The organism is Belliella aquatica (assembly GCF_014637795.1).
Taxonomy (GTDB): domain Bacteria; phylum Bacteroidota; class Bacteroidia; order Cytophagales; family Cyclobacteriaceae; genus Belliella; species Belliella aquatica.
On sequence record NZ_BMFD01000009.1, the window covers coordinates 71,927 to 90,080 of the forward strand.

Annotated in this window: 16 protein-coding genes; 7 read left to right on the forward strand and 9 right to left on the reverse strand. The window is 35.6% G+C overall.

Going from position 1 to position 18,154, the window contains the following annotated elements; genetic code table 11:
- Positions 1-4: 4 nt before the first annotated feature.
- The 4 genes from IEV57_RS13045 to IEV57_RS13060 all read right to left on the reverse strand — a co-directional run bounded on the left by IEV57_RS13045 (position 5) and on the right by IEV57_RS13060 (position 2,562).
- The gene (locus IEV57_RS13045) at positions 5-610 is read right to left on the reverse strand and encodes an OmpH/Skp family outer membrane protein (RefSeq protein WP_188443484.1); all 606 of its coding nucleotides are present in this window, start codon (positions 608-610) and stop codon (positions 5-7) included.
- A gap of 146 nt (positions 611-756) precedes the next feature.
- A complete protein-coding gene (locus IEV57_RS13050; RefSeq protein WP_188443485.1) occupies positions 757-1,023 on the reverse strand; it encodes a hypothetical protein in 267 nt (88 codons plus the stop codon).
- Between the two features lie 3 nt (positions 1,024-1,026).
- On the reverse strand, positions 1,027-1,929 hold the full coding sequence (locus tag IEV57_RS13055) for a histone deacetylase family protein (protein WP_188443486.1): 903 nt from the start codon (positions 1,927-1,929) through the stop codon (positions 1,027-1,029).
- Positions 1,930-1,989: 60 nt separating this feature from the next.
- Positions 1,990-2,562: a hypothetical protein gene (locus IEV57_RS13060; protein WP_188443487.1), complete on the reverse strand. Its 573-nt coding sequence runs from the start codon at positions 2,560-2,562 to the stop codon at positions 1,990-1,992.
- Positions 2,563-2,689: 127 nt separating this feature from the next.
- Between IEV57_RS13060 and IEV57_RS13065 the strand changes: the two genes are divergently transcribed.
- Entirely contained in the window at positions 2,690-3,115 is a 426-nt protein-coding gene (locus tag IEV57_RS13065; RefSeq protein ID WP_188443488.1) for an AlbA family DNA-binding domain-containing protein, read from the forward strand.
- A 12-nt stretch (positions 3,116-3,127) separates the two neighbouring features.
- Here IEV57_RS13065 and IEV57_RS13070 read toward each other — a convergent pair whose 3' ends face one another.
- Positions 3,128-3,499 carry a phage holin family protein gene (locus IEV57_RS13070; RefSeq protein WP_188443489.1) on the reverse strand — a complete coding sequence of 124 codons (372 nt, stop codon included), beginning with the start codon at positions 3,497-3,499 and terminating at the stop codon, positions 3,128-3,130.
- 161 nt (positions 3,500-3,660) lie between these two features.
- Between IEV57_RS13070 and IEV57_RS13075 the strand changes: the two genes are divergently transcribed.
- From IEV57_RS13075 to IEV57_RS13085, 3 genes are all read left to right on the forward strand, one after another.
- Positions 3,661-4,410, forward strand: coding sequence for an acyl-CoA desaturase (locus tag IEV57_RS13075; RefSeq protein WP_188443490.1), 750 nt, complete (start codon positions 3,661-3,663; stop codon positions 4,408-4,410).
- A gap of 208 nt (positions 4,411-4,618) precedes the next feature.
- Positions 4,619-4,981 carry a BlaI/MecI/CopY family transcriptional regulator gene (locus tag IEV57_RS13080; protein WP_188443491.1) on the forward strand — a complete coding sequence of 121 codons (363 nt, stop codon included), beginning with the start codon at positions 4,619-4,621 and terminating at the stop codon, positions 4,979-4,981.
- Positions 4,982-4,988: 7 nt separating this feature from the next.
- On the forward strand, positions 4,989-7,931 hold the full coding sequence (locus IEV57_RS13085; RefSeq protein ID WP_188443492.1) for a TonB family protein: 2,943 nt from the start codon (positions 4,989-4,991) through the stop codon (positions 7,929-7,931).
- An 81-nt stretch (positions 7,932-8,012) separates the two neighbouring features.
- Here the strand turns inward: IEV57_RS13085 and IEV57_RS13090 are convergent, their stop codons facing one another.
- Both IEV57_RS13090 and IEV57_RS13095 read right to left on the reverse strand, forming a co-directional pair.
- A complete protein-coding gene (locus tag IEV57_RS13090; protein WP_188443493.1) occupies positions 8,013-9,080 on the reverse strand; it encodes an agmatinase family protein in 1,068 nt (355 codons plus the stop codon).
- Positions 9,081-9,209: 129 nt separating this feature from the next.
- Positions 9,210-9,692 (reverse strand): SixA phosphatase family protein, encoded by a 483-nt coding sequence (locus IEV57_RS13095; RefSeq protein WP_188443494.1) that lies wholly within the window; start codon positions 9,690-9,692, stop codon positions 9,210-9,212.
- Positions 9,693-9,848: 156 nt separating this feature from the next.
- On the opposite strand from IEV57_RS13095, the gene topA reads away from it, so the two are divergent.
- From topA to IEV57_RS13110, 3 genes are all read left to right on the forward strand, one after another.
- Positions 9,849-12,167, forward strand: coding sequence for a type I DNA topoisomerase (gene topA, locus IEV57_RS13100; RefSeq protein ID WP_188443495.1), 2,319 nt, complete (start codon positions 9,849-9,851; stop codon positions 12,165-12,167).
- A gap of 126 nt (positions 12,168-12,293) precedes the next feature.
- Positions 12,294-13,478, forward strand: a complete 1,185-nt coding sequence (locus IEV57_RS13105) for a carboxypeptidase-like regulatory domain-containing protein (RefSeq protein ID WP_188443496.1) — start codon at positions 12,294-12,296, stop codon at positions 13,476-13,478.
- The gene (locus tag IEV57_RS13110; protein ID WP_188443497.1) at positions 13,479-14,180 is read left to right on the forward strand and encodes an SIR2 family NAD-dependent protein deacylase; all 702 of its coding nucleotides are present in this window, start codon (positions 13,479-13,481) and stop codon (positions 14,178-14,180) included.
- Between the two features lie 144 nt (positions 14,181-14,324).
- Here the strand turns inward: IEV57_RS13110 and bglX are convergent, their stop codons facing one another.
- Positions 14,325-16,616, reverse strand: coding sequence for a beta-glucosidase BglX (gene bglX, locus IEV57_RS13115; protein WP_188443498.1), 2,292 nt, complete (start codon positions 16,614-16,616; stop codon positions 14,325-14,327).
- Positions 16,617-16,782: 166 nt separating this feature from the next.
- On the reverse strand, positions 16,783-18,144 hold the full coding sequence (locus IEV57_RS13120; RefSeq protein ID WP_188443499.1) for a glucoamylase family protein: 1,362 nt from the start codon (positions 18,142-18,144) through the stop codon (positions 16,783-16,785).
- Positions 18,145-18,154 lie beyond the last annotated feature (10 nt).

Consider the following 18,154-nt stretch of genomic DNA (forward strand, 5'->3'; position numbering starts at 1 on the left):
ATAATTATTTCGCTGGCTCAGACTTCTTAGTTGCGAATTTAGCATTCAATCCAGCAGTAACTTTATCAGTGATATCTAATGATTTTTTAGAATACCAAACAGCGCCACCCCTTGTGTAAGAAAGAATCATCTCAAGATTATTCTCTTCAGCATATTCAGTCAAATACTCTTGGATCTGATCAATTACATCGCTGTATAATTTTGATTCATCAGCTTGCAATTCTTGCATCAAGTTATCTCTGTAAGTAACCAAATTTCTTTCTTTTTGCATCAAGTCTTCTTGCTTTGCTCTTGCTTGATTTGGAGTCATAGAATTAGCAGTCTGCTCAAAGTTTGATACTTCTTGCTGAAAACCTCTTGATCTAGAACCTAATTCATTTTCGAATTTTTTACCTTTTTCAGTGATCAACTCAGATTGTTCTTTGAAAAGATCAAAATTGGCAATAACACTATCCGTAAGGATATAGGCAATTTTAAGATCTGAAATACTTACCTCAGCAGTGGTCTCTCCGTCAGTTGAAGTTGTTGAAGTAGTGCCTGAATTGTTGCAGGCAGAAAATAGAAGTGTTGCAAATCCTAGAACACCCAATACTTTAGATAATTTTTTCACGTTAGTTTGCTTGTTTTTTACTTGCCGCAAATATAAACAAAGTATTGTTTGTTCAAATTATTATCGAAATTCGATTTGTTAATTTCAGTTAAATTCAGAAGTATAAAAATCAAAAAATCATTTTCAATTATTTGACAATCAAACTATTATTTATTTTTATCACCTTTTTTAATCTTCCGATTTTTATAAAAATCAATTTGGGTTCGCAGGTTAACAGCGTTACCAAAAAGGGATAATCCCGCAAAAAATACGATTAAGGCAAGTGTACCAAGAAAAAACCAATCATAGAAGTCTTCATTTTCAGACTTTGATATTACTGAATCACCCAATAAGCTCAATCCAAATCCCATCAATAGAATTCCACCAACAGCATTGTAAAGCCATTTTTTCTTGAGTCTGCTTATTTTTGACATAATTTAGAAGAAAATTTCTTGTGCTAATCTATAGGTATTGGCATGCGCCTCGATGATGTTACTGATTTTTGGTGAGTAGCCACCACCCATGCAGCACATGATAGGGATTTGATTAATTTTGGCTAATTCCAATACAATTCTATCTCGCTCTTTACATCCTTGAATCGTCATTCCAAGTCTACCTAATTTATCAGATTCTAAGACATCTACCCCACATTGATAAATGATGAAATCAGGTTGAAATTTATCAATCAATGGGATCAAATTCTTTTTCAGTAAACCTAAATACTCTTCATCTTGTATTTTATCTGGAAGACCTATATCTAAATCTGATTTTTCTTTATGCATTGGATAATTTGACGCGCCATGCATGCTAAAAGTAAATACTTGTTTCTTATTTTCAAATATTTGGGCTGTACCATTTCCCTGATGCACATCTAAATCTACTACAAGAACTTTTTTTGCAAGTTGATTTTCAAGAAGGTAATTCGCAGAAATCGCAATATCATTCAAAAGACAGAAACCTTCTCCCCTATCTGTAAAAGCATGATGTGTACCTCCTGCAATATTCATCGCTATACCATTTTCTAAGGCGAATATAGAGGCTTCGATAGATCCTTGCATGATGTGAATTTCTCGTTCGATCAATGCTCTAGTCAATGGAAAGCCTGTCTTTCTAATTTCGGATTTTGATAAATCTAAACGAATGAGCTTTTCAAAATATTCAGAATCATGCGTATTGAGAACCCACTTTTTATCCAAATCTGTTGGTTCAAAAAAGTTAGACGAAGTCACTGTACCTTCGTACAACAATTGCTCAGGAAGTAGCTCATATTTTTCCATCGGAAAGCGATGACCTTCTGGCAAGTCTAATTTATACAGGGGTGAATAGGCAATCTTTAACATCCTAAAAAAAACGCTTGTTAATTAACAAGCGCTATACAATATTGTTAAAACTATTTGAAATTAATCTTCATCGAAGTCTTCTTCTTCCTCCGATTGGAAAGCATACATAGTATCATCCAATTTAATAGAATCATCATTAAATTCCTTGATGAACTTCTCAATCACTGAATCATCAATGAAATCAACGTTTAATGCAGCATCTAATCCAATTCCATAATCATGATGGGTATCTAGATCGATGAATTCTTGAACCTTTACAGTTTCTTCTTCTTCGATATCCATGATGATTTCTGTGATGAACCATCCAATTTCTTCTTCTTCACTAGAAAGTGGCTTGAGATTTCCATCATCATCCTCTTCATATTTTATTCCTTTATAATTAGGGAATTTTTTTGCTGCCTCGTGTTCTGCCAATTCGAAAACTTCCGAAGCGTGATGTAATCTTAGGGTATAAAGAGCAGCATCATAGATGACTTCCTTGCCTTCAAACATTCCCACAAACAGAAAATTAACAAACTCCTCAGAGTTTTCCTCGTCACCTTCTATTACTTTAAATGCTTTATTTAAAGACTTAAGCTCCTCTTTAAGGGCATCAATGATTTCTGGGTCAAATCCTTCGTTTTTATACTTCATATTTGCAAAAATATTAGGTTTACATGGACAACTTACTACTGAATGCGTAATTTTAAAAGATAAAATTTTGAACTCTAACTCAATATAATTTTAAGTAATTAAATTCCAATCAATTAAGTAAAAAAAAATGTATCTGCCTCAAAGAAATGATAATTTTGTAAAAGAACTACTCAAAAAAGAGGAAAATATAGAATTAGATTTCAAATTAAGTATTTCAAATAGTTCAAAAATTGCAAGAACGCTCGTAGCTTTTGCAAATACCAAAGGTGGAACAATAGCCATTGGAATCAATGATCATAAAAAAATAATTGGAATAGATCCCGAGGAGGAATTGTTTATGATCAAAAAAGCTGCGGAGGAATATTGTATTCCTCCAGTGCTATATGATAGTCAAGTTTACGAGATAGAATATCTTGATGATGAAAAACTAGAAGAAGAACTTTTAATCTTAGTTATAAATGTTCCAAAATCTGAAAATGAACATCTCTTACTTTCAAAAGGAAATAATCGATTAAGATATCTAAGGGTCGGAGATAAAAATATTCCTCAATAAATTGATTAATTCTTATTGACGTCTAGAACCTCCTAAAGATACTCCTAAAAGAGAATTAATCAATCCTAGAATTAAACCAAACAACAAGGCCCACCAAAATCCATCGACACTAAATCCTGGAACAATATTCGCAGCTAATAAAATCAATAAAGCATTGATTACAATCAGAAATAACCCGAGTGTTACAATAGTGATTGGTATAGTCAGAATTATAAGTATTGGTTTTACAGTTATATTCAAAAGTGCAATCAAAGCTGCAATCACAATTCCCGTAAAAAAACTCTCAACGATTACCCCTGGCAAAAGATAACTTGTAATAAGAACAGCGACCCCGCCAAATATTAATTGTACGATTATTCCCCAAGTGTCTGATGCTTTGCTCATGATTTTTTAGTGCTTTGGTTAGTTTCCGTTTAAGAAGATAATCTAAGTTAATATAAAATTGATTTTTCTTCTCCTAAGTATTAAAAAAAAATTCTTCAAAACATCAATGTAAAAATATCAGTTTATCTTTGTGACAATAAATTATAACTTAATAAACGATTGTGATTTTAATAGCTTTCTTTCTTCTTCATTGGTATTTCTCTTTGTTCTGTCAGAGTTTCTTCCTTCACCGATACGCAGCGCATCAAATGTTTTCCATGTCAAAATATTGGGAAAAATTCTTCTATATATTCACTTGGATTACCCAAGGTAGTAGTTACTTATCACCAAGAGCCTATGCAGTATTACACCGCATGCATCATGCTTACAGTGACACTCCAAAAGACCCGCACAGTCCACATCACACAGAAAATCTTTTTACTATGATGTGGAAGACAAAAAATATTTATAATGATTATTTCAGTTTCAAATTAAAGCCTGAAGAACGATTTAGCAAAGATGTTCCGGATTGGAATAAGTTCGATCTTTTTGCAGATTCCATGATGGCACGTGTAGGATGGGCATTATTCTATATATTAATTTATGTATTGTCAATTTCTGTTTTTGAATTTGCAGGTACACATTGGTGGATGTATTTCTTACTTCCAATACATTTAATGATGGGTCCAGTACATGGAGCAATTGTCAACTGGAGTGGTCATAAATATGGATATGCTAATTTTGATAACAATGACAAATCAAAAAACAGCTTACTTCTTGACGTTCTCATGTTAGGAGAATTATTTCAAAACAATCACCACAAACTTCCTAACAGACCAAATTTTGCGGTTAAGTGGTATGAGTTTGATCCTACCTACCCTATTGTCAAGATTTTACATGCAAGTGGTATTATTAAGTTGAAAACTACCTAACAATTATAAATAGAAAATTACAAAGCCATTCTTTACGGAGTGGCTTTTTTGTTTTTAAAAATTTTTTAATAATAAACTAAAAAATATTTTACTAACTAATTTTTAATTACTACATTTATAGCTGCCAATAGAAAAGATTCGTTCTAAAATTTGTTATTATGAAACTAACTGAATAATTTAAGGGTGTAATTTAAACTTAAACATCATTATGAGAAATCTAACAAGAGCAGAAGAGCAGGTAATGCAAATCCTGTGGGAAGCTGAAAAAGGATTCGTAAAGGACCTTTTAGAAAAAATGACAGAGCCAAAGCCGGCTTACAACACCGTTTCAACAATCATAAGAATTCTTGAAAGAAAGGGATTTGTTCAGCACAAAGCCTATGGAAAATCTCACGAGTACTATCCAATCGTATCTAAAGATGCTTACAGAAGTCACTCGATAAAGAATTTACTTTCGGGGTATTTCGGAGGTTCGTTTACTAAAATGGCATCTTTCTTCGCAAAAGATGAAAATTTAGATATCAAGGAACTAGAAAAAATCATGAATGAAGTCAAAGAAGATGTAAAATAATCTGCTTATGGCTTTTCTAATTGATTATATCTGGCAAAGTACATTCTGTTTACTGTTTTTCTATGGTATATATTGGGTCTTTCTAAGAAACGAGAAAGTATTTGGTTTCACTAGAGTTTACATATTAATCACACCTATTCTAGCGTTACTTTTCCCAATATTGAAAATTCCAGTAAACTTCAGCAAACCAGATATATCATTAGAACAATCACAACTCTTTCGGGCGCTTACCATAGAGCAAGCGCCCGAAGATGTTGCCGGATTTTATGGTTTACCGGAAGTGACTGTACAAAGTACAAAGCTTCCAATGCTCTTAGAATTCAAAGATTATATCTTGATTTTTTATATTGTCGTCATTGCGCTGCTTACATTAAGATTATTTTGGCAGTTTTTACAAATAAGGTTAATCAAAGAAAAAGGTTGGTATCAAACCATTTTTAAGTTAAAAGAAAATTATTTTCTAATTCCAACATTTGGATTAGCTCCAATATTTTCGTTTTTCAATCAGTTATTTTGGGATGAAACCCATGATTTGAGTTCTGAAGAAAAAGAACAAATTATCAAACACGAAATTGAACATATCCGACAAGGTCATTCTTGGGATGTGTTGTATTATCAAATATTAAGTATTCTATTCTGGTTCAACCCCGCAATTCATCTTATGCGAGTAGCCCTCGTCGATGTACATGAATACCTAGCAGATGAATCTGTATTAAATCAAACTACAAATAAAGAAAGCTATCCAAAATTAATCGTCAAAATCGCATTTAAGGGAATGGATCTACCTATTGGCAACTATTTTATTAGATCAACCACGCTTAAACGAATTTTAATGATGAAAAAGTCAGCAAAACCAAATTGGTTCAAAATGGCCATGATTGTGCCATTAACCTTTATGCTTCTAGCATTGGTTTCCATGAAAACAAGTGAAAGAATAGGGAACTTATTCAGTTTTAGTACTGAAAAAATTGAACTCATTAAAGAACAACTCATTGCTTCTCAAGACTCTTTGGAAGTTGCCATCAAGGTAAAGAAAACGAATAATCCAAAACACTATGAACTTATAGGTCCACTAGAAGGCGATAAGTTAACTGCGCAGCTCGGAGAATTGGTTTACGAATTTTCAGAGATTTCCTCTGACAATGAGTACCTTAAAGTAAGAAGTTTGATCAATACGCTTAGAAGTAACTCTAGAATTGTAAAGAATTATGGAGCGGTAAAATCCTACAGTCAGGCAACAAAAAAACCAACTCCAGTAGATGGAAATGACAACTGGTATAAATATTTGACAAAAACTTTAAGTGAAAATTTACCTGAAAAAGAAAAAGAACTTGGTATAGCTTCAGAAATTGAAATAGAATTCATGATCTCCAAAGAAGGGAAAATCACTAATCCTATTATCAAAAGAAGCTATGGAGGAGGGGTCGACGAGATTATTCTTCAAGAGTTAGTAAGCACTTCTGCACCAAGATGGAATCCTGGAGAGATCAACGGCGAAAAAGTCGACGTCATCCACAGTGCTTATTTGCAGCTATCAGGAATGATTTCCAATAATTATGATAGAGAGTCTTTAGAGTTTTTTCCACAATTGATGGATATTCCTATTGGTAAGAGTACAAATACTGTTATCAATGAAGACACGGTTTTTGATGTAGTTCAAACTGCACCTATTCCTATGGGAGGAATGGAAGGATGGAACGAGTATTTAAAAAATAATTTGACCTATCCTGAGGAATCCAAAGAAAAGAATATTTCAGGGACAGTATATGTGTCATTTGTAGTAGATAAATCGGGTGCTATAGATGATGTCAAAACAATTCGTGGGGTTAGCCCTGACATCGATGCAGAAGCAATAAGGGTGGTACAAGCGGCACCAAATTGGACTCCGGGAAAACAAGCTGGAAAAGAAGTCAATGTGAGAATGCGTTTGCCAATTCGTTTCAAAACCAATAGCAGTGCTGCAAATGAAAATATTTTCAATGTTACTCCCGGTAATCAAACTCCAAATGATGCAGATGGCTGGTCTTCTCCATCTCCGAAAGGAGGAATGGATGGCTGGATTCGCTATTTATCAGACAATCTTAATTACCCGAAACAAGCCATTTCAGCTAAACAAGAGGGTACAATTTACTTAACTTTTTTAGTAGCAGAGGATGGAAGCGTTGAAAATGTAGAACTGCTTAGAGGCATAGGTTATGGAATCGATGAAGAAGCACTGCGCTTGGTAAAGGAAGGTCCAAAATGGATCCCAAGTAAAAAGGATGGTGAAGTAAGAAAATCAAGAATGAGATTACCAATTGTATTTGACTTGGATAAGTTGGTTCAAACTTCCACTCCAGCCAAACCAAGTGAAAATTTCAACAAGTACCTCTCAAGAAATCTCAAATACCCAATTGAGTCTAGATCAAATGGTCATGTTGGTACCGTAATTGCAAAACTTACACTAGATGAAAATGGAGAAATCAAAAAATCATCTATCAAAGAAAGTTTAAGTAAAGAATTAGATGCAGAGGTCTTGAGAGTATTGGCTAATGCACCAGCATGGGAGGTAAATAAAAAGGGTTGGAAATATGAAGTCCTTATTCCTGTTACCTTTAGAATGAATAACGCTGCACCAGAAATAAAAAATAGTCTACCAAACGAGATTGTTGTAGTTGGATATGATTCTCAAACAAGCCAACAAAAAGAGAAATCTGATTCTAATGTGAAAAGCAATATGCGAGTTGGTTTTTATATGCCTGAAGTCTTTCAAACTCACGCATCTCCTACTACAAAAATCCCAATTTATATATATGAAGGCAAGGTTATAGACTTTGATGACATAGTCAAACTCACTACAGAGACAAAAACAATATTTACAAGAGTCCAAAATCCTTCCAAAATGGAAATTGAAAAGTTTGGTGATGGAGCGAAAAAAGGAATAGTTTACATAGAAAAAAATAATAAATAACTTAAACACAGTACTATACTCTAAAAGTAAAATCCCCACTATCAGTTTTAGTGGGGATTTTTTTTTAGGTCTATTCAAGATTTATTTCAAATTCAATCTTCCTTGTGAAGCACCATAGAGATTCGCCATTCTATATAGAATTCGAGCACCTACATTCCCATCCCACTCATCACCTTCGGGACCTGGAGCTACCTCTACCAAATCAAATCCAATCAATCTTCTACCTGACTTTACTACTTCGCGCACTAAATACATAATTTGATCCAACTCAAAACCACCAGCTACGGGTGTTCCTGTGTTTGGACAAAGTTTTGGATCAAAACCATCAATGTCAATGGTAACATAAACTTCTTGAGGTAATTGTTCTACAATTTCATCACAAATGATCTTCCAGGCTTTTCCTTCATAGGAATCTTTCTTAATGTCTTTATCATAGAAAGTAGTAATCCTATTATTTTCTTTGGCCATGATCGCCTCTGCTTCGCAATAATCTCTAATTCCAACCTGAACAAGCTTGCTGATTTGTGGAAACTTCAATGCGTTGTAGGCAATAGAAGCATGTGAATATTCAAAGTTCTCGTAAGCAACTCTTAAATCTGCATGGGCATCTATCTGAAGAATTCCAAAGTTATCATGATCATCAGCTACAGCTTTGATCAATCCTAAAGGAGTACTATGATCTCCTCCAAGAAGAGCAACCATCTTACCTTGTCCTCGATACAATTTCGCTTGTTCGTAAACCCACTCGTTCATCTCTGCAGCGGCCTTATTGATTAAATCTGGAACTGCAGCGAAACGCTCTAATTCAGCTTCTGGTGAACCCTTCTCTAACCAATCGATATAGTTTCGTGCCAAAATTCTAAAATTAGAACTTTTGTTAGCCAAATCATCTGGGATGGGTAACATATAAATCCCCATCTTCCAAGCATCTTTAATGTCATCCTGAAAAAGATCAACCTGCATCGAAGCATTCAAAACTGCATCGGGTCCATCAGCTGTACCTGGAGAATAAGAAACTGTAACTTCCCATGGCACTGGGATAATAATCATTTCGGCAGTATTTTCATCAAATGGCAGACCAAAAAGACTTTCGTAAGTACTTACTCCATTTGGATCAAAACCATCTATAATTTGGTGTTTCAAAGACATATTTATAAAATTTTAAATTCGAATTAAATTTAACTATTCACTATCTTCTTGTAAAAAAACAAAATCCAAGCTAAAGTTTAAACAGATTGAGTGAATATAAATTCCTTTAATATAAAACAAAGAGATAACCTATTGTAAAACTTCTCTTACTATACCAGTTCCCATTCCCAAATGACTCCAATTATCCACTGCTAATTCAATGACAACCATCATTCCAGGTTGAATACTCAAATAGCCTTGATCTGCAATGTGAGAAACCAATGCACTCACGCCAGGATTGTGTCCAACTAACAAAACACAGCTATGTTCATTATTCATTTTTGAAAGAAGATCTAGAATAACTGATGTTTCAGCTTCATAAACTTCATCGCTAAACTCCATGATTGAAGGGTCCATTGAAGACCCTATTAATTCTGTAGTCTGTTTAGTTCTTTTTGAAGAGCTTGAAAGTATTTTATCAACTACGATTTCAGATTTTACAAAAAGTTCTTTTAATCTCAATAATTGATTTTTTCCATTTTTTGTTAATTCCCTTTCAAAATCTGTTCCACCACCAGAGTTAAAATCCGCCTCTCCATGTCTCAGAACCACTAAAATTTTATTCTTTTTCATTTTATAATTACCATTTACAGCTAGCAATTGTTTGAAATAATCATGCCAATTCTAAGATAGTGTCTTTCATAATTTGGAATACAATGTAATCGCATCTATTTTTAGGATTTAAATGGCATTTTTAATAAATGCCCATTGTTTTAACCTTAAGGAAGTATGCCAAAAAATTTAGTCATAGTAGAGTCCCCTGCCAAAGCAAAGACCATAGAAGGATATTTAGGAAAGGATTTTAAAGTAGCGTCAAGTTACGGTCATGTGCGGGATCTGCCAAAAGGTGACAAAGCCATTGACATTCAGAATAAATTCAAACCAACTTACGAGGTAACTGCTGATAAAAAGGAAGTGATCAAACAACTCAAAAGTCTTGTCAAAGATGCTGACATGGTTTACCTAGCAAGTGATGATGACCGCGAGGGAGAAGCTATCAGCTGGCATTTAAAAGAGGTTTTGAAACTCAAAGATGAAAACAGCAAAAGAATTGTATTCAGAGAAATCACAAAAAATGCAATTACTAAAGCAATAGAAAATCCAAGAACAATAGATTACGACCTTGTCAATGCACAACAAGCAAGACGAATTTTAGATCGTTTGGTTGGTTTTGAGCTTTCTCCAATTCTTTGGAAAAAAATTAAAGCAGGACTATCAGCGGGTAGAGTTCAGTCTGTAGCTGTCAGACTAGTAGTAGAACGCGAGAGAGAAGTAGAAAAATTCAATACCAAACCTTCGTACAGAATTACAGCACTTTTTGATGTAGAAGGCAAGACACTTTCTGCTGAGCTACCAAAGAAATTTGAAACCCAAGAAGAAGCTGAAGACTTCCTAAAAAAATGTCTAGGGGCTGATTTTAGTATTAAAAGTTTAGAGAAAAAGCCAGGTAAAAAGTCACCTGCAGCGCCATTTACCACTTCTACATTGCAACAAGAAGCCAGTAGAAAGCTCTATTTCTCTGTAGCACAAACAATGTCAGTTGCGCAGAAATTATATGAAGCTGGTAAGATTACTTACATGAGGACAGACAGCACGAACTTGTCTGACGATGCGATGACAGCTGCAAAAAATGAAATCACCTCAGCTTATGGTGCTGAGTTTCATAAATCAAGAAAATATACAACTAAGTCAGAAGGAGCTCAAGAAGCTCACGAAGCCATCCGTCCTACAGATTTTTCACAACATGTTACTTCTGGAGATAGAAATGAGCAGCGCCTTTACGAGTTGATTTGGAAAAGGGCAATTGCCTCGCAAATGGCAGATGCTGAACTTGAAAAAACTAATGTAAGTATCGCTATTTCGACCTTACCACAGACACTTTCTGCGAGTGGCGAAGTCATCAAGTTTGAGGGCTTTTTGAAAGTTTATCTAGAAAGTACCGATGATGAAGATGAGGATGATGAAAGCACAGAAAAAGGTTTACTTCCTCCATTGACAGTAGGTCAAATTTTGAATTTGACTGAAATGAAAGGAAGAGAAACATTCACCAGACCTGCTCCAAGATACACGGAAGCGTCTTTGGTCAAGAAACTTGAAGAAATGGGAATCGGTAGACCTTCTACCTATGCTCCTACTATTTCTACTGTCCAAAAAAGAAATTATGTGATCAAGGAATCACGTGATGGAAATGAAAGAAAATATGTAGAAATGAAGATCGCCAAAGGCGAATTCAAAAAAGAAACCAAGACAGAAATAACAGGTGCAGACAAAAACAAGTTATTTCCTACCAACATTGCCATGGTGGTGAATGACTTTTTGGTCGAGCACTTTCCAAATGTCATTGACTTTACCTTTACAGCAAGAGTAGAAAAAGAATTTGATGAAATTGCTCATGGAAACCAAAATTGGGAAGATATGATCCAGAATTTTTATGGAGCATTTCATACCCGAGTAGAGGAAACTTCCAATGTAGCTAGAGAAGACATCAATACTTCTAGAGAAATCGGAATTGATCCCAAAACAGGGAAAATGATTATAGCTAGATTAGGGAAATTCGGGCCATTGGTTCAAATCGGTGATCAAGAAGATGAAGAGAAACAATTTGCCAGTCTCAAAAAGGGTCAATTTATAGAAAACATTACACTCGAAGATGCTTTAGAATTATTTAAGCTTCCAAGAGATGTTGGTAATTTTGAAGACAAGAAAATAGTCGCTGCCATAGGAAGATTTGGGCCTTACTTAAGACATGATAGCAAATTTGTCTCTTTAGGGAAAGAATATGATCCATTGAGTATAACTGAGGATGAAGCTATTCAACTTATCAAAGACAAGAGAAAAGCAGATGCAGAGAAGCATATCAAAACCTTTGAGGAAAATGAAGAAATTCAAATCCTCAATGGTCGATGGGGTCCTTACATCAAGTTTGGTAAAAACAACTTCAAAATCCCTAAAGACAAAAAAGCAACCGAATTGAGTTATGCGGAAACCATTGAAATCATAGAAAATCAACCTGAAAAGAAGAAAGGTAGATTTACCAAGAAAAAGTAATTAAAGAGCAGGTCGAAAGTCCTGCTCTTTTTTTTGCACTTGCCTATCATTTTGATTGGAACGGGTTTTTCATGAAATATTCCAAGTGAATATGCTTTATTCCTTAAAATTATGAAGTTAAATTGCATGATGAAGTTAGGTATTAGCTTAGTGATATTTTTTCTCTTATTTCATGTTAGTAAATCCTTTTCTCAGGTGACACTAAGAGGTGTTGTTGAAAATGAAAACAACAATGCTCCAATCCCCTATGCTATGATTTTCCTAAGTAATACGAGCAATGGGACATTGAGTGATTCCTTGGGGAACTTCACCATGATAATTGAAGAAGGCAAGCATGAATTGATTATAAAATCAATGGGCTTTACAACACTCAATTATGAATTTGATCACTCTAATATTCAGAATAGACTTTATAAGTTCAAGCTTGCTTCAAACGATTTAGAACTTACAGAAATAGAGGTTGATTCTAAAAGAGATCGTGTTTGGTATAATAATCTCGAGGTTTTCAAAAGTTATTTTATCGGCAATAGCACTAATTCAATGAAAAGTAAATTGGTAAATCCCAACATCTTAATATTGGATGATCAGAGTGTTCAAAGAACTCTTTTAGCAAAAGCGAGTCAGGATTTAATCATTGAAAATACCAATCTAGGTTATACGATCCGTTATTTACTCCAGACATTTGAATATAATATGGCTGAAAAGAAGATTTTTTATGGTGGTTACTCCTACTTCACCGAGCATGATGGCCTTTCAAAAAGAAAAGTGAAGCAAGTAGAAACCAATAGAAAAAGAGCCTACGAAGGAAGTTCTATGCATCTATTACGGGCGATTTATAATAATTCTGTAGCAGAGGAAGGATTTATTGTAAGAAGGCTAAAGAAAATCCCTAATATTAACCGCCCGTCGGAGGAGCATTTGGATAGCATTGCACGGAACCTGAGGTTGGGCAGACCGACACCATACACGTTCGAGGAATTTGCTAGGTTAAAAAAACTTCCCAAAACTATAGATCAACTTGAGAAAAAGCCTGTAGACCTCAGCCAATATATAACAAAAGAAGATGGTGGGAAAATCACACTTCATTTTGAAGATTACCTTCAAGTTATTTATACGAAAGCTAAGCCTGATCCAAATTATGTTCTACCACACAAAGCAGAAAATCAGGAGAGTTTGATTCATTTTCTCAATGGGAAAATAGAAATTTATGAAAATGGAAGTTTCTCTCCTCCATTTGATCTGTTATTTGAAGGGTATATGGGTTGGCTGAAAACAGGTGATTTACTTCCATTAGATTATAATCCACTATAAATGAAAAAAAAGCTCATCGTATTAACTGGTGCTGGAATTTCAGCAGAAAGTGGGATTGCCACTTTTCGAGACAGCAATGGCCTTTGGGAAGGGCATAATGTCATGGACGTAGCCTCACCAGAAGGCTGGAGAAAAAATAAAGAAGTAGTCCTTGAGTTTTATAATCAACGAAGAAAGCAAGCGCTATCTGTTCATCCCAATCCTGCCCATCTTGCATTAGCTGAATTGGAAAAGCACTTTGATGTCACCATCATCACACAAAATGTAGACAATCTTCACGAAAAAGCTGGTTCTAGCAATATCATTCACTTGCATGGCGAACTTTTTAAATCCCAAAGTACATTTGATCCGAGTTTAATTTATGAAATGGATCAATGGCAATTGAATATTGGTAATAAATGTGAAAAGGGAAGTCAACTGAGACCATTTATAGTATGGTTTGGTGAAATGGTCCCCATGATGGAACCTGCTATAGTTGCAGCACAGCAAGCAGATGTCTTTGCGGTCATAGGTACTTCACTTCAGGTTTATCCTGCGGCAGGATTGATCCAATACCCACCTAGCGAAAGTTTGAAGTATATCATCGATGTAAAAATCCCACAAACTGGCTATATCAATAATTTGAAAGCAATAGAAGCGACTGCTTCAGAAGGAACACAAATCATGGCAAGAGAACTTATTGATAAGTATGTTTATCAGTGAATTCGTTATTAGGGGGATTGGTTATTTGGAGATTAATGATTGGGTGTATTAGTTATTGGGCCGTATAATTTTTAATCAGACAAAAAAATACCTGACAAGTTCCTAAAGCTTGTCAGGTAAAAATTCAATGGGAATTTCAATCTACTATTTCCATTCAATTCTTGCAGTTTTCAAATCCCTTGAATTTGGGCCAACCATGATATCAAACTCACCAGGCTCAAAGACAAAATCAATATCGAAATTATAGAATTTTAAATTTTCTTTAGTCAGTTCAAATTTAACAGTTTTTGTCTCTCCAGCTTTCAGAGGTACCTTTTCAAATCCTTTTAGCTCTTTCACCGGACGTGTAATTGAAGCGACCAAATCTCTTATGTAAAGCTGAACCACTTCCAAACCATCTCTTTCACCAGTATTTTTAATTTGAATAGAAACTTCCAGCTTCCTATCTCCTTCAAGTGATTTATTGCTGATTTGAATATCTCCATATTCGAATTGGGTGTAGCTCAATCCATACCCAAATGGATATAAAGGATCATTAGATACGTCTAGGTAATTAGACCTAAACTTCTGGAACCACTCACCATCTGGAAGCGGTCTTCCAGTATTCTTTTGATTGTAGAAAATTGGAACTTGTCCCACATTTTGTGGAAAAGTAGCCGTGAGTTTCCCTGAAGGATTCACATCTCCAAAAAGCACATCAGCTATAGCATCTCCCGCTTCACTTCCAGCAAACCATACATTTAAAATCGCAGGAACATTCTCTGACTCCCATTTGATCGCCAATGGTCTGCCAGTGAAGAGAACCAAGACAACAGGCTTACCCGTGTCCAAAAGCGCTTGCATCAGTTTTCTCTGATTTTCGGGCATTTCAATATCTGATCTACTAGCCGCTTCACCACTCATCTCAGCAGATTCTCCCATAGCCATTAGAACCACATCTGATTTATTAGCAGCTGCTACAGCTTCTTTGATCAAAAGATCCTCTGATCTTTCATCTCTATAAGTTGGCTTTCCAAAAATACTTACTCTTGCTTCATATTCTGCATCAGGAACGACATTAGCGCCACGCGCAAGAATGATATTTGCTTGATCTCCCAAAGCCTTTTCAAGTCCATCTTTTAAGGACACAGATTCGGCAAATCGACCAGCCACACTCCATGTTCCTGCCATGTTTTCTCTATTGTCAGCCATTGGACCTATTAGAGCTATCGTACCTTTCTTTTGAAGTGGAAGAATATCTCCTTCATTTTTCAATAAAACTAAAGATTGAGCCGCAATATTTCTTGCAATCGCTCTATGCTCTGCATTGAAGATTTCGTTTTTCGATCTTTCTGGATCAGCATATTTATAAGGATCATCAAACAACCCTAATCTGAATTTTGCAATTAGCATTCTTTTTACTGCAACATCAATTTGTTTTTTAGTGATTTTTCCTTCTTCCAATGACTTAGCCAAAGTTGTCAAGAAACCTTCTCCAACCATATCCATATCAACTCCTGCGTTAAGCGCAAGAGCAGATACTTGCTGCAGATCTCCCATACCATGAGCAATCATCTCGTTAATAGCTGTGTAATCCGTAACTACAAAACCATCAAATCCCCATTGATCTCTCAAAAGATCAGTCATCAACCATTTATTTCCAGAAGCAGGAATTCCATCAATATCATTGAAAGAAGTCATAACAGAACCCACGCCAGCTTCAACAGCTGCTTGGTAAGGTAAAAAATACTCGTTGAACATGCGTTGACGACTCATATCAACAGAATTGTAATCTCGACCAGCTTCAGGAGCACCATACAAGGCAAAGTGCTTGACACAAGCCATAATTGTATTGGCGAGTGTTAAATCATCTCCTTGATAGCCTTGAATCATCGCCTTGGCGATTTTAGCTCCTAAATATGGATCTTCGCCATTTCCTTCCGAAACTCTCCCCCATCTAGGGTCACGAGAGACATCCACCATTGGTGAAAATGTCCAATTAATCCCGTCTGCACTAGCTTCGATGGCTGCAATGCGAGCCGATTGCTCGATCAATTTCATGTCCCACGTGCTTGACAAGCCTAAAGGAATCGGGAATAAGGTTTCATAGCCATGTATAACATCCATTCCAAAAAGCAAAGGAATCTTCAATCGGCTCTCTTCTACAGCTACACGTTGAATTTCTCTTATTTTTTCGGCAGACTTCAAGTTAAAAAGACCACCAACTTTTCCTGCTTTAATGCTGACTGCAATATCTGAACTCCCCGCTTCCCCTGTAGTAATATCTCCGCCAACAGGTAAATTTAATTGTCCCAACTTCTCTTCGAGGGTCATTAATGCTAAGACAGAATCGGCTCGAGCTTCCAAATTATCTGAGGAATTATTGCTTACTGACGTGGAACAAGAGCTCGAGATCCATCCCAAAAGCAAAATATATAGGATATATTTATTTAACATAACATTTAAGTTTTCAATAAAGGAAATAGGTTTATAAAGTCAATCTTCTAATTGATGACAAGTTACAAACTTCTGAAGGGAAATTTCCCTAGAGAAGTACAAATCACCTAAAATCAGTTAGCTTGAATTATAGTTAAGCTTCAAATCTATTTTCTTTCTGAGAATTTTATTTTAAATGAGGACTTTGGAATTCTAATTTTGATAAACCCTCTTGTACCTCGGGCGATGACATAAATAGATCCCAAAGCAATCCTGTCCTGTGATTTTCGATCATTACCACAATTGGACCTTGGTCAATTGCCAAATATCGCTGTGGAAACCAATTTTCACTTGCACTGAAAGCATCATAGAATCCATATTTTCCAAAAAGCTTTTCACCATATTCTTCAAACCAATATCGCATGGCCTCCATGGAGTATTCTGGAGTGTATGGAAATGAAGATAATGCGGCAGTGGGTGAAATCACGCCTTTATCCTTGTCCACTCCAGGAGCATGTGCAGCGTATCCATTTACTGAGTAGCTCGCAGTCAATCCCCAAGAGTTTTCTCCATAACCTTCAAAACCATTTGGATTTTCAACACACCAAGCTCTATTGGCGAGTGTATGATTGACATTTTGTCTCCAATAATCTGCATATTGATCTTGCAGACCTCGTGGATCTAGGCCAACAAATGAATAATGTGCCCAAAAAAGTGGTCCACCCAATTCCGCTGCTCCATTGTGTTTGAGTTCTAAAAGATGCCCATAAGGTTCAGAATCATTCTTAATTTCTCCACTTCTTGCCCAACCTTCTTGATAAAGAATTGGATCAATTGCATGAGTTGGTGATGAAGCTGCAAGGATATAAGTTATCAGCGTTTCATCATAGCCCATGAGCGCATGATTCTTTTGAAAGTCTATATTTGGTGACCAATGCCATAACAAAACATTCTCGTTCTTTCTCTTGTACCATGACCACTCCATCTCTTCATAAAGCTTCGTTATTCTAGTCGCAAGTTCTTTTTCTTCCTCTGTTCCATCTCTAAAATATTGTCTAACAGTTAATAAACCTTGCATTAAGAATGCAGACTCTACCAAATCTCCCCCATCATCATCCGATCCAAAAGGCTTGACCTTTCCTGTTTCACCATGAATCCAATGCGACCAAATTCCATGAAATCGGTCTGCTTTTTCAAGATAATTTACGATTTTCCTCAATCGCTCAAATCCCTCTTGTCGAGAGATAAAACCTCTTTCAATACCAACCAATATGGACATTATTCCAAATCCTGATCCACCTGTAGTGACCACATTCTGATCATTTTCGGGATAATCTCCATCTAAATGAATCCTTTCGCGTGCTAATCCTGAGGTAGGCTCCGCTCCTTCCCAAAAATATTGGAAGGTTCTGTATTGAACTAATGTCATTAATGAATCATCTGAGATTCTTGTTTCTAAAGACGTACCCTCTACCTCATTTTGATTTTTTTGATTACAAGAAAAAACAAATAGTGCTAGAAGGAAATATCCTCCAAGTAAACGCTTCATAATTTGGGGT